General features: G+C 70.0%; 8 protein-coding genes and 1 pseudogene. 8 read left to right on the top strand and 1 reads right to left on the bottom strand.

Going from position 1 to position 13,785, the window contains the following annotated elements; translation table 11 throughout:
- Positions 1-43 precede the first annotated feature (43 nt).
- From QE381_RS12360 to QE381_RS12325, 8 genes and pseudogenes are all read left to right on the top strand, one after another.
- Entirely contained in the window at positions 44-3,559 is a 3,516-nt protein-coding gene (locus QE381_RS12360) for a fibronectin type III domain-containing protein (RefSeq protein ID WP_307218579.1), read from the top strand.
- A 296-nt stretch (positions 3,560-3,855) separates the two neighbouring features.
- Positions 3,856-4,971 carry a multiple monosaccharide ABC transporter substrate-binding protein gene (gene chvE, locus QE381_RS12355; RefSeq protein WP_307218577.1) on the top strand — a complete coding sequence of 372 codons (1,116 nt, stop codon included), beginning with the start codon at positions 3,856-3,858 and terminating at the stop codon, positions 4,969-4,971.
- 80 nt (positions 4,972-5,051) lie between these two features.
- The gene (gene mmsA, locus QE381_RS12350) at positions 5,052-6,581 is read left to right on the top strand and encodes a multiple monosaccharide ABC transporter ATP-binding protein (RefSeq protein ID WP_307218575.1); all 1,530 of its coding nucleotides are present in this window, start codon (positions 5,052-5,054) and stop codon (positions 6,579-6,581) included.
- A 5-nt stretch (positions 6,582-6,586) separates the two neighbouring features.
- Positions 6,587-7,803 (top strand): annotated as a pseudogene (gene mmsB, locus QE381_RS12345) (multiple monosaccharide ABC transporter permease).
- Between the two features lie 119 nt (positions 7,804-7,922).
- A complete protein-coding gene (locus QE381_RS12340; RefSeq protein ID WP_307218573.1) occupies positions 7,923-9,131 on the top strand; it encodes an ROK family transcriptional regulator in 1,209 nt (402 codons plus the stop codon).
- Positions 9,132-9,186: 55 nt separating this feature from the next.
- The gene (locus tag QE381_RS12335; protein WP_307218571.1) at positions 9,187-10,239 is read left to right on the top strand and encodes an NAD(P)-dependent alcohol dehydrogenase; all 1,053 of its coding nucleotides are present in this window, start codon (positions 9,187-9,189) and stop codon (positions 10,237-10,239) included.
- Positions 10,240-10,298: 59 nt separating this feature from the next.
- Complete coding sequence (locus QE381_RS12330) at positions 10,299-10,808, top strand: MarR family winged helix-turn-helix transcriptional regulator (RefSeq protein WP_307218569.1); 510 nt, start codon at positions 10,299-10,301, stop codon at positions 10,806-10,808.
- 40 nt (positions 10,809-10,848) lie between these two features.
- Positions 10,849-11,751 (top strand): dihydrodipicolinate synthase family protein, encoded by a 903-nt coding sequence (locus tag QE381_RS12325; RefSeq protein ID WP_307218567.1) that lies wholly within the window; start codon positions 10,849-10,851, stop codon positions 11,749-11,751.
- A gap of 4 nt (positions 11,752-11,755) precedes the next feature.
- Here QE381_RS12325 and QE381_RS12320 read toward each other — a convergent pair whose 3' ends face one another.
- Complete coding sequence (locus QE381_RS12320; protein WP_307218565.1) at positions 11,756-13,741, bottom strand: amidase; 1,986 nt, start codon at positions 13,739-13,741, stop codon at positions 11,756-11,758.
- Positions 13,742-13,785 lie beyond the last annotated feature (44 nt).

Genomic DNA, 13,785 nt, shown 5'->3' with positions numbered 1-13,785 from the left:
TCCTAGGGAGGGCACCGATGCCCTCTCACAGGAGGCGAACGCCATGACACCGACGTCAGTCCGACATCCATCGACGCAAGCGACCGGCCGCACGCGAACCGCAGTCCTCTCCCTGCTCGGCACGAGCGCCGTCGTCGCATCCCTGCTCCTCCCGGCCGCCGCGCACGCGGATGACGCGTCCGTGTACTACGCCGCGCCGGACGGAAGCGCCACCGGCGACTGCACCGCGTCGCAGCCCTGCTCGATCGAACGAGCCCAGGAGGTCGTCCGAGCCGACACGACGGACGGCGATGTGACAGTGCAGCTGGCCGACGGGACCTACCGCGTCTCGGAGCCGCTGCGGTTCGACGCACAGGACGGCGGCGGCGACCACGTCGTCCGCTGGACCGCGGCCGACGGCGCGCACCCGGTCATCAGCGGCGCCTCCGCCGTCACCGGGTGGCATCCCTCCGACGTCGGACGCGGGATCTGGGTCGCCGACACGCCCACCGGTCTCGATACCCGCCAGCTCGTCGTCGACGGCGTGCTGGCGCCACGGGCCGCCATCCGGCTCGCGAACACCGACGTCACCCCGACGGCCACCGGCCTCACGATCGAGAACTCGGCGCTGAGCTACCTCGCCGAGCTCCCCGACCAGGGCCGCATCGAGTTCGAAACGCTCGGCGACTTCACCAACCGGTACACGCCGGTCCAGAGCATCAGCGCCACCGAGATCACGATGGCCCAGCCGGCATGGGACAACAACACCTGGGGATGGGATACGGTTCAGAACTCCTTCCTGGCAGGACCGAGCTGGTACCTGGACAACTCCCTCGCGTTCCTGACCCAGACCGGGCAGTGGTACATCGACCCCGACGACGGCAAGCTCTACTACAAGCCCGCGGAAGGCGTGGACCCGAACGATCTGGACGTCGAGCTGCCCCGCCTGGCGACGCTCCTCAGCATCGGCGGGACCTACGACGAGCCCGTGTCCGGCCTCGCCTTCGAGGGCATCCAGTTCTCCGGCACGTCATGGCTCGGCCCCTCGGCCGACGGCTACGCCGGCCAGCAGAACGGCGCCTTCCTGAAGGGCGCCTACGACTACCGCCCGGCCGACGCCTTCACGAGCTGCTCCCGCGGCTGCGAGATGTTCGAGCGCGCACGCACGAGCTGGTTCCAGGAGCCGGCGGCCGTGCAGGTGTCCGCGGCGACACGCGTCTCCTTCACCGGCAACACCTTCACAGGGCTCGGTCAGTCGGCGCTCGGCATCGGCAACGACGCGAACGCCCACCTCAGCGGCGTCGGCCTCGGCGCGAGCAGCATCGAGGTGATCGGCAACCGGTTCTTCGAGGACAGCGGGCACGGCATCGCCGTCGGTGGGGTGCTGCCCGACGCGCACCACCCGAGCGATCCGCGCATGACCAATCGCGACATCCTCATTCGGGACAACACCGTGAGCCGGGTCTCGGTCGACTACCGGGACAACAGCGGCATCCTCAGCACCTACGTCACGAACGCGCAGATCCTGCACAACGAGGTCTCGAACGTGCCCTACGACGGGATCGACACCGGCTACGGGTGGGGGATCAACGACGCCGGCGGCTCCGACGACTACCTGGACCGCGGCTACTACAACTGGAACACGCGCTACACGACGCCCACCACGCTCCGGGACAACCGCGTCGAGGGCAACCTCGTGCACAACACGAAAGCCCGCTTCGCCGACGGCGGCTCGGTCTACAACCTCTCCGCGAGCCCGGGCTCGGTCGTCGCGAAGAACTACCTGTTCAACATCTCGGGCGTGGGACTCTACCTCGACGAGGGCTCGCGGTCGATGACGTACGAGAACAACGTCGTGCAGGGCGGATCCTTCGTGTTCACCAATGCGTACAGCCTCCGCAACAACACGAGCGACAACGTCATCCAGAACAACTGGTACAACTCCGGCGGAGTGTCCGCGCCGAATGCGGCCGCCCACAACAACACGCTGGTCAACAACGTCAAGGTCGACGGCGCCGCCTGGCCCGCTGCCGCGATCGACGTGATCTGCGCGGCGGGCGTCGCGCCGGAGTACCGCACATCGCTCAACGCCAACCGGCTCGGCTTCGCGGCCTGCCCGACCGATTCGCCCGTCGCCGCGGACCTCCGGACGGCAGGCGCGTCCGCGTCGAGCTCGTTCTTCGGGCAGAGCGGTCAGAGCTACGGCATCGCGGCCCAGGGGGCTGACGTGTGGGGCGGAGGCGGTCAGCGCGACGATCAGTTCGGATCGATCTACCGCGCTGCATCGGTCAACGCGCAGGCGAGCGTCACCGCCCGCGTCGTGTCGATCAACGACGCCAACGCCTGGGCGAAGTCGGGGGTCATGGTCCGCAACGACATGACCCAGGCCGGCACCTCGGCCGGATACGCGGTCGTGGCGGTCACCGGGCGCAACGGCGTGGTCTTCGAGTGGGACTCGAACGGAGACGGCTACCTGGATGCCGAGGCACGCGCGAATGTCGACGTGTTCCGGCCGATCTGGGTGCAGCTCGCGCGCACCGGGACGTCCTACACGGCGTCCTACTCGTACGACGGCTCCAACTTCGTCCGGATCGGCTCCCCCGTCGTGCTCGCCTCGGCGGCGGCCACGCAGGATGCCGGGATGTTCTCGACGTCGCACGACGTGAACCAGTCGGCGATCAACCAGTTCGACTCCTTCTCGGTGACGGCCGCGACGGCGCCGGCGGCGCCGGCCGCACCGTCGGTGGCGCTCGACGCGGACGCCGTGACCGTGAGCTGGGACGCGCCGGCGGACGGCGGCTCCGCCATCACGGGCTACCGCGTGTACCGCGACGGCGTCGACGATCCGGTGGCGAGCGTCGACGGCGGCACGACCTCCGCGACGATCGCGGGCATCTGGCCCGGTGACACGGCGCGGTTCTCGGTGGTGGCGGTCAACGCCTTCGGTGAGAGCACCGCATCCGACTGGAGCGCCGGAGTCACCGTGCCCGACGGAGCGACGGCGGCGCCCGCGACGGCCACCCTGTCGAACGACAACGGCTGGGACACGGGTCTCGCCGACGGCGCCTACAACGTCGTGATGAACCTGTGGTGGGGACAGAACGGCTCCCTCTACCGGCTCTACGAGAACGGCACGCTGATCGCGACGAAGCAGCTGAGCTTCGCCGGCTCCGCGGCCCAGACGGCGTCCGTGCCGATCAGCGGAAGGCCCAACGGCACATACGTCTACACGGGCGAGCTCGTCAACAGCAAGGGCACCACCGCGACGGGGTCGACGACCGTACAGGTCACGCAGGCGAACCCGGGAACGGTGGTCCTCAGCAACAACAACGGGGATGGCGACGGCGGCTACCGCGTGACGGCGAACCTGTGGTGGGGCACCAATGCGACCTCGTACACGTTCTTCGAGGACGGCGATGTCGTGGCGCAGGGCTCCCTCTCCGACCACTCCCCGAACGCGCAGGTCGCGCAGCTGGACGTCTCGGGGAAGGCGCCCGGCAGCTACACCTACCGCGTCGACTTCACGAACGCGGCCGGCACCACCGCCAGCGCACCGATGACGGTGACCGTGACGAGGTAGCGCGCGCCCCCATCCCCCCACCCCCACCAGTCCCACTTTGGGCCGCCCGGCGCACCGCCGAGCGGCCCAAAGTGGGACATGCATGTGGGGAAAGCGGGACACGGTGGCGGGGCTCAGCGAATTATGGGGAGGCAGTGGACAAATTCACGGCAGAGCTATATGTTGACGGAGCCGTCATAATTACGACGGCGACACACAGTAGCTGGGACGATGACGAACCCGAGCGCTGCGTCCGAAGCGGGCCGCAGCGAGGACTGGGCGAAGTCCCTGCGATTCAGAGAGGAACGCAGATCACGATGAAGAAGAAGCTCATCACGGCGATCGCCGTGGCGGCCATGGCCGTGAGCCTTGCCGCGTGCTCGTCCACCAAGGGCGGCGGCGACGCGAGCGGTGCCGCGGCCTCGGGCGACTGCAACGTCGGCATCTCGATGCCCACCCGCAGCCTCGAGCGGTGGATCAACGACGGCGAGCAGCTGCAGAAGCAGCTCAAGGACGCCGGCTGCACGGTCGACCTGCAGTACGCGGACAACAAGACCGACCAGCAGATCAGCCAGATCCAGAACCAGGTCGCCGGCGGCGCCAAGATCCTCGTGATCGCCGCGGTCGACGGCTCGACCCTCGGCCCGGTGCTCGACGAGGCGAAGGCGCAGAACGCGACCGTCATCGCCTACGACCGTCTCATCAACGGCAGCAAGAACGTCGACTACTACGCCACGTTCGACAACTACAAGGTCGGTCAGCTCCAGGGCCAGTTCATCGAGGACCAGCTCGGCCTGAAGACCGGCGCCGGCCCCTTCAACCTGGAGCCCTTCGCCGGAAGCCCCGACGACAACAACGCGAAGTTCTTCTTCTCCGGCGCGTGGGACGTCCTGCAGCCCTACGTGCAGAGCGGCAAGCTCGTCGTCCCCAGCGGCAAGGCCCCGGCCTCCGACGCCGACTGGGCGAGCATCGGCATCCAGGGCTGGGCCTCTGACAAGGCGCAGGCCGAGATGGACAACCGCCTGTCCTCGTTCTACACCGGCGGCAAGAAGGTCAACGTCGTGCTGTCCCCCAACGACAGCCTGGCGATCGGCATCGAGGCCTCGCTGAAGTCGGCCGGCTACACCGCCGGCGCGGACTACCCGATCATCACCGGACAGGACGCCGACAAGGCCAACGTCAAGGCGATCCTCGACGGCACACAGGCGATGACCGTCTGGAAGGACACCCGCGCCCTCGGCGACCGCGTGTTCCAGATGATCCAGTCGATCAAGAACGGCCAGCAGCCCGAGACGAACGACACCACGACGTACAACAACGGCGTGAAGGTCGTCCCGGCCTACCTCCTCACCCCCGAGGTGGTCACGAAGGACACGGTCCAGTCGAAGCTGATCGACTCCGGGTTCCTCAAGGCGTCCGACGTCGGACTCTGATCCACTCGTGGCGGGCGGGCACGGCGACGTGTCCGCCCGCCGCTTGACCGCGTCGTCGCCGACGACGAGAAGAGGCAGCAATGACAGAACCGATCCTCCGGATGACGGGGATCTCCAAGTCGTTCAACGGCATCCCCGCCCTCTCCGACGTGTCGATCTCGGTCCAGCCGGGCGAGGTCCACGCGATCTGCGGTGAGAACGGCGCCGGGAAGTCGACCCTCATGAAGGTGCTGAGCGGCGTGTACGCCGCCGGCAGCTTCGAGGGCAGGATCCAGCTCGAGGGCAAGGATGTCGCCTTCCGCTCGATCAACGACAGCGAGGCCGCGGGCGTCGTCATCATCCATCAGGAGCTGGCACTCAGCCCTTACCTGTCGATCGCCGAGAACATCTTCCTCGGCAACGAGATCGCCACCCGCGGGATCGTCGACTGGAACCGCACCAACAGCAGGGCCGCCGAGCTGCTGCAGCGCGTCGGCCTGCGCGAGAACCCCGCGACGAAGATCTACGAGATCGGCGTCGGCAAGCAGCAGCTGGTGGAGATCGCGAAGGCGCTCGCCAAGGACGTCAAGCTCCTCATCCTGGATGAGCCGACCGCGGCGCTCAACGACGACGACTCCGACCACCTGCTCGGGCTCATCGAACAGCTGCGAACCCAGGGCATCACCTGCATCATCATCTCCCACAAGCTGAAAGAGGTGCTGCGCATCGCGGACCGGATCACCGTGATCCGCGACGGGCGCACGGTCGACACGATGGACCGCAGCGATCCGTCGACCGACGAGGGCCGCATCATCCGCGCGATGGTGGGACGTGACCTCAACAGCCTCTTCCCGCCGCGCGAGCCCAACATCGGCGAGGAGCTGTTCCGCGTCGAGAACTGGACCGTGCACCACCCGGTCGACACCGAGCGCGTCGTCATCGAGGATGCGAACTTCATGGTCCGCGCCGGCGAGATCGTCGGGTTCGCGGGTCTCATGGGCGCCGGGCGCACGGAGCTGGCGATGAGCATCTTCGGCCGGATGTACGGCACCGGGATCAGCGGAACCGCCTACAAGAACGGCCAGCCGATCGATGTGCGCACGGTCGACGCGGCCATCCGCAACGGCATCGCGTACGCCACCGAGGACCGCAAGCGGTACGGCCTGAACCTCATCGGAGACATCCAGGTCAACGTGTCCGCCGCCGCCCTGTCGCGGCTCGCGCGGCTCGGCGTCGTCGACCGCTTCCGCGAGTACAAGGTCGCCGACTCGTATCGCTACAAGATGAACATCAAGGCCCCGAGCGTGGCCGCCATCACGGGGAAGCTCTCCGGCGGCAACCAGCAGAAGGTCGTGCTGTCCAAGTGGATGTTCACGGGCCCCGACATCCTGATCCTCGACGAGCCCACCCGCGGCATCGACGTGGGGGCGAAGTACGAGATCTACGGGATCATCAACGAGCTCGCCGCGCAGGGCAAGGCCGTCATCGTCATCTCGTCGGAGCTGCCCGAGGTCATCGGGCTCTCCGACCGCATCTACACCATCTCCGAGGGACGCATCAGCGGCGAGGTCAGCCGCGAGGACGCGACCCAGGAAACGCTCATGCGGCACATGACCGCCGGAAGGAACTGAGTCCCATGACCACCGCATCCACGCAGACCGTGGACACCCCACCTGCCAAGAAGAGGCGCGGCCTGCTCTCGCGCATCAACTTCCGGCAGTACGGCATCCTCGCCGCCCTGGTCATCATCATCGTGCTGTTCCAGGCCCTCACGGGCGGACGCCTGCTGATGCCCGGAAACGTCAACAACCTCATCCAGCAGAACGCGTATGTGCTGATCCTCGCGGTCGGCATGGTCGTGGTGATCATCGCCGGTCACATCGACCTGTCGGTCGGCTCGGTGGTGGCCATGGTGGGCGCCATCGCGGCGATCGCCATGAACAGCTGGGGCCTCCCGTGGTGGGCCGCCGTCATCCTCTCGCTCGTGGTCGGCGCGGTCGTCGGCGCGCCTGGCAGGGCTTCTGGGTCGCGTTCATCGGCATCCCCGCCTTCATCGTCACCTTGGCGGGCATGCTCCTGTTCCGCGGTCTGACGCTCGTGCTCCTCACGGGCGGCACGATCAGCGGCCTGCCCGACGGCTTCACCGCGATCGGCGCAGGCTGGCTGCCGCCCGTGTTCGGCTACATCGCCAACCGCGACGTCCTCACCCTCGTGATCGGCCTGATCGCGTGCCTCGCGCTCATCGCCCAGCAGCTGCGCACCCGCGCACAGCTGCGGCGTCTCGAGCTGCCTCGCGAGGTGGCGGGCTCCTTCTGGCTGAAGAACATCATCGCGGTCGTGGCGATCATGGCGACGGCGTGGACGCTGGCCGACTACAACGGCATGCCGATCGTGCTCATCATCCTCGCGGCCCTCGTGCTCGCCTACACGTTCGTGCTCAACCGCACCGTGTTCGGCCGCCACGTCTACGCGATGGGCGGCAACCTGTTCGCCGCCGTCATGAGCGGGGTGAAGACGAAGTGGGTCAACTTCTTCGTGTTCGTCAACATGGGCGTCCTGGCTGGCCTCGCGGCCGTGGTGAGCACGGCACGCGCCGGCAGCGCGGTCGCCTCCGCCGGTCAGAACTACGAGCTCGACGCGATCGCGGCCGTCTTCATCGGCGGTGCGGCGGTCCAGGGCGGCATCGGCACGGTGGTCGGCGCCGTCATCGGTGGTCTCGTCATGGGCGTGCTCAACATGGGCCTGTCGATCCTGAGCGTGGACGCCGCCTGGCAGATGGCGATCAAGGGCATCGTGCTGCTGCTCGCCGTCGCGTTCGACGTGTTCAACAAGAAGCGCAGCGGCGGCATCTGACCGACGTGCGCGAGGAGGCCGTGGGGGCGCGCCGACGCGGCGCCCGCCACGGCCTCCTCCCTTCCCCGGCACGAGCACCGCGTCATCCGATGGGAGGATGAGCGGCAAGGAGAATCGACATGTCTACGACTGCTTTCGACGGCGCGGGGGTCAGCCCACCGTCGACGGCGCGCACGACGAACGATCTCATCCGTCGCCAGAACCTCTCGGCGGTCCTCTCGCTCCTCCATTCCGAGGGCACGCTGTCGCGGACGCAGCTCGGAACCTCGACCCGGCTCAACCGGTCCACGATCACCGGCCTCGTCGCGGAGCTGATCGAGCTCGGACTGGTCCGCGAGCTCCCCGCGGGCGCGCCGACCGGCCGCGTCGGCCGGCCGACCCTCGATCTGCAGCCGGACGACCGGGTGGCCGCCCTCAGCGTCCGGGTCGAGCCGCAGGCCGTCACGGTCGCGCTCGTGGGACTGGGCGGCACCGTCCACGCACGCCTACGGCACGACACCTCCAGGCCCCCGACACCCCGTCGCTTCGTGCAGATCGCAGCATCCTCGGTCGAGGCGATGCGCGCCGACATGGACCGGCACTACCGGGTGATCGGAGCCGGGCTCGCGGTCCCCGGCCTCGTCAACGCGAACGGCTCGGTGCTCGTGGCCCCCACCCTCGGCTGGCGGCGCGATCCGGTGGCGGCGCGTCTGAGCGACGAGCTGGGGATGCCGGTGACCGCCGGCAACGACGCGAGCATCGGCGCGCTCGCGGAGTCGCGATTCGGCGTCGCCCGCGGCGCCCGGAACCTCCTCTACCTCGGCGGCGCGCTGCACAGCATCGGCGGCGGACTCATCATCGACGGCACGCTGCTGCGCGGCACCTCCGGCTACGCGGGCGAGCTCGGGCACACCGTCATCGATCCCCGCGGCCGCCGCTGCGTGTGCGGGCGCAAGGGATGTCTCGAGGCGGAGGTGAGCCTCGGCCTGCTGGAGCCGCTGCTCGGGCGCCGCAAGCTCGACGAGGACGAGCTGGATGTCGAGCTCGGCGTCGTGCGCGACCCCGCCGTGCTGCGCGAGGTCGCCCGCCAGGTCGACGTCCTCTCGACGGCGCTCACGAACTTCGTGAACGCCTTCAGCCCGGAGACGGTCGTGCTCTCGGGCTATCTCGGAGTGCTCCTCTCGGTCAGCCGCGAGCGGCTGGCCGAAGCCGTCCGCGTGCACCCGTTGGGCGCCGAGGGCCGCACGATCCGACTCGAGCGCGCCCACCTGCGGTCCCGGCTCATGCTCGTCGGGCCCGCGGAGCTCGCCTTCGCCGCTCTCCTCGCCGATCCCGCGGGCGTCCGATAGCCCGCCTGCCTCCCCCGCGGGCGGAGGGGGTCGGCGGAGGGGGCAGACTAGACACATGCCTGCTGTCGCCGCCCTCGCCGCCCCCTCCGCCCGCGCACCGTTCGAGCGCACCACGATCGAGCGACGCGAGCCCGGCCCGCACGACGTCGTGATCGACATCGCGTTCGCCGGCATCTGCCACTCCGACATCCACACCGCCCGCGACGAGTGGGGAGCCGCCCACTACCCCCTCGTGGTCGGCCACGAGATCGCCGGCATCGTCAGCGCGGTCGGCAGCGAGGTCACCCGGTTCGCCGTCGGCGACCACGCCGGCGTCGGCTGCTTCGTCGACTCGTGCCGCGAGTGCGAGAACTGCCTCGCCGGCGTCGAGCAGTACTGCCTCAAGGGCATGCGCGGCACCTACAACGCGCCGCTCCCGGAGGGACACCCCGAGGGCGCCTACACGCAGGGCGGCTACAGCCGCCAGATCGTCGTCGACGAGGGCTACACGCTCCGCATCCCCGGCTCGATCCCGCTCGACAAGGCGGCCCCGCTGCTGTGCGCGGGCATCACGCTCTACTCGCCGCTGCGCCACTGGGGCGCGGGCCCCGGCAAGAAGGTCGCGATCATCGGGATGGGCGGTCTCGGACACATGGGCGTCAAGCTCGCCGCGGCGCTCGGGGCCGAGGTCACGGTGCTCGGTCACTCGCTCTCGAAGCAGGAGGACGGCCTGCGCTTCGGCGCGACGCGCTACCTGTCCACCGCCGACCCGGAGACCTTCCGCGAGCTGCGCCGCAGCCAGGACCTCATCATCAGCACGGTGTCCGCGCCGAGCGACCTCGACCGCATCCTGTCGCTGCTGCGTCGCGACGGAGCGCTCGTGAACGTCGGACTCCCGGAGGAGCCGATCGGGATCAGCCCCTTCTCGCTCGCCGGGCAGCGCCTGTCGGTCTCCGGGAGCATGATCGGCGGCATCCGTGAGACGCAGGAGATGCTCGATTTCTGCGCCGAGCACGGTGTCACGCCCGAGATCGAGCTGGTGACGGCGGACGAGGTCGACGCCGCCTGGGATCGGGTCGTGGCGAGCGATGTCCGGTACCGCTTCGTGATCGACGCCGCGACGATCTGACGCGCGGTCGCGCGGGCGGGCAGGATGGACGCGGGGCCGGATCCGACAAGGGAGCACGGATGACGACGGAAGACGAGGTCGACCTGCTGATCGCCCACTGGACGATCGCCCTGCCGGCGGTCGACCTGTCACCGCTGGACGTCATGTCACGCATGCGGCGCCTGGTCGCCTCGATCGATGTGCTGCGCACGGAGGCGCTGGCGGCGGCGGGCGTCGAGCCGTGGGCGTTCGACATCCTGTCGCGCCTGCGCGTCGCGCCCGACCGCGCCCTCACCCCGTCCGCGCTCGGGCGGATGACGGGCGCGCCTTCGGCCACCGTCGCGAACCGGCTCGATCGTCTGGAGCGTGCGGGCCACGTCACACGCCGGCTGAACCGTGCGGACACGCGCAGCCGGCTGGCGGAGCTCACCCCCCAGGGCGCGGATGCGGCCGAGAGGGCGATGACCGAGCTGGTCCACGCGGAGTCCCGCGTCCTGGTGGATCTGAGCAGGACACAGTCCGACACGCTCATCGAGCTGCTCCGCGCCATGGGCCCGGCGATCGCCGGCGTGCTGCGTGCGGACGGCTGACGCGTCCCCCTCCCGAGCCCCGACCTCACCAGGAGCCGCCATGACCGTGGATGTCACGGGCCTGTCCGCCTTCCCCCTCACCCCGCTGGCCGATGACGTGCTCGACGAGAACGCCTTCGCCCAGCTCGTCGAGCGCCTGGCATCCGCGGGCGTCGACTCGATCACGGCGCTCGGGTCCACCGGCTCCGCTGCCTACCTGACGGTCGAGGAGCGCCGCACGGTGGCGCGACTCGCGGTGGAGCACGCCGCCGGCATCCCTGTGTTCGTCGGCATCGGAGCGTTGCGGACCTCGCACGTCATCGCCAACGCGGAGGCGGCGCGCGATGCGGGCGCCGCGGGTCTGCTGCTGGCGCCGATGACGTATCAGCGCCTCACGGCGGACGACGTGTTCGAGCTCTACCGCACGGTCACCGCGCACACGGATCTGCCGGTCATCGTGTACGACAACCCGGGCACGACGCATGTCACGTTCACGAACGAGCTCTATGCGCGGGTCGCGGCGCTGCCCGGCATCGCCTCCCTCAAGATCCCCCCTGTGCCCGCGGATCCCGAGACGGCCCGAGGACACGTCGCCGCGATCCGCGCCGTGATCCCCGCCGACGTCACGATCGGGATATCCGGCGATGCGTCGGCGGCGTCCGGCCTCACCGCGGGCTGCGATGCGTGGTACTCGGTCATCGGCGGGCTGTTCCCCGAGGCCGCTCTCACGATCACGCGCGCGGCCCAGGGCGGAGCCGTCGCGGATGCCGTGGCGGAGTCCGAACGACTCGCTCCCCTCTGGGACCTGTTCGCCGAGTTCGGGGGCAGCATCCGTGTCGTCGCGGCGATCGCCGAGCACCTCGGCCTCGCCCCGCACGGCTGCCTGCCGCTGCCGATCCAGCCGCTCTCCCCTGCCGCCCGCACGAGGATCGCGGCCGTCGTCGAGGAGCTCGGTCTGCGCTGAGGGTTCAGGCCGCCGACGGCAGCGGCGCGAAGCCGACGGCCGCGGCGGTGTGACCGACCTTGACGACGACCATGACCTCGTCGAACAGCCGTGCGCGCGCGAGCGAGATCGAGCCGGCGTAGACACCCGGCTCGCCGTCGACGGGACGGAGGATGTGGCCGTCCGCCCATACCTCGGTGCGCACGCCGTCGGCCACGGGGCCGGCCAGGCGCACCGTCACCCGCCAGGAGCGGTCGAGCCGGACGATCTCGGTCGTGTGCGCGGCCGCATCCGCCGGCACCTCTCCCGTCTCGTCGCCCGCGACGGCGATCTGGTTGCTCGGGATCGAGGGAGTGAGGAACGCGGGGACGCGCCGGCGGGTCGCCTGCTCATAGGCTCGCGCCCAGTCGACGAGCCGGTCGTCGTCGTAGGCCGCGCCGGCGAAGGTCAGCCCCACCGGCATCTGCGTGTCCGCCATGCAGCCCATCGGCACGGTCACGGTCGGGATGCCCAGGTGACGGATGACGCGGTTGCCGGTCGAGTAGACCACGCCGTTGCGCGACGCCGCCTCGAGGCTCTCGACGCGGTCGAAGAGGTCGGCGCGGCCGACGTCGCCCGCCGCCGGGAACGCGACCAGGTCGAGACCCTCGTCCACCATCCACTGCTCGAAGTCCTGCCTGCGCGCCTCCTCCAGCCCGCGCAGCAGCTGCGGGACGCCGGGGATGTCGTCGACGGCCGCCGGAAGGCCCTGCTTGACGAGCTCGGCGAGCCGCTGCCAGTCGAACCCGCCGCGGGCCCGCGTGATCCACACCGGGACGGGCGCGTCGGCCAGGGGGAACACCGTGTCGCCGTCGACGTCCGCCCAGCTGCGGAGAGCGGGATCCCCGTTGATCCGCAGGAACTGGTCGAGCGCGAGCGCCGTGACCGGGCCGCCCTCGATGGACCGCCAGGCCGGCGGCACGAGACCGCGGTCCGGGAGTCCCTGGGCGCCGGGTCGGTCCTCCTCGTAGTTCGACACGACGGGGAAGTCGACCTCGACGACCTCGGCGCCGAGCTCTCGGAGGTCGTCGGCGGCGCGGTCCCACAGGGCGCGCACGGTCGCGCGGATCACGGGCGGGTCCAGGGGCACGGTGTCCTCGCCGATGAACAGCCGCGGCACACCGATGCGCAGGCCGTCCAGCCGAGCGGGACGCGCACGCTGCAGCGGCCGCTCGAAGACGGACGAGGCCGCCGGCAGCTCGACGACCTGCTGCTGCCGCCAGAAGTCGCCGGTCGTCTCGGGGTCGTCGACGGCGAGCACGTCGAGCAGCGCGAGCAGGTCGTCGACCGTGCGCGTGTGCGGCACCACGACGTCGCAGGTGGGGCGCAGCGGCCAGTTGCCGCGGATCGAGAGCACGCCGCGCGAGGGCGTGTACGCCACGAGCGCGTTGTTCGAGGCGGGCGAGCGTCCGGAGGACACGGTCTCCTCGGCCATGCCGAACGCGCACATGCTCGCGGCCGTCGCGGTGCCCGAGCCGTTCGACGACCCGGAGCCGTAGGCGGCGGTCAGATAGTCCGGGTTGTACGGGCTCCGGGCGTAGTCGTACAGGCCCGGCTGGACGCCGCCCGCGGCCATGGGCGGCATGTTCGTCTTTCCGAGCAGCACGGCGCCCGCCGCGCGCAGCAGCGCGACGCCGGCCGCGTCCTCCGTCGCGACGAGCTCGGCGAGCGCGGGGCTGCCGGACGCGACGGTGAGCCCTGCGACCTTGTAGCTGTCCTTCACGGTGAAGGGGATGCCCTCCAGGGGCCCTGCGAGCCCGGCGCGCCGGCGGCGGTCGGACGCCTCGGCCTCCGCGATCGCGTTCGGGTTGAGCACCGCGATCGCGTGCAGGCACAGTCCGGTGCGATCGTAGTAGGCGATGCGGTTGAGATAGGCGCACACGAGGTCGACGCTCGTGACCCGGCCCTCCTGCAGCGCCCGGAGCATGTCGGCGATGCTGAGCTCGACGACATCCACACGTTCTTGGTCCACGACTCGTGCCTTCCTTCTCTCGTGACTTCCGACGGGCTCGCGCC

This window comes from Microbacterium sp. SORGH_AS_0888, from assembly GCF_030818905.1.
GTDB lineage: Bacteria > Actinomycetota > Actinomycetes > Actinomycetales > Microbacteriaceae > Microbacterium.
This window is presented reverse-complemented; position numbering and strand designations above follow the sequence as displayed.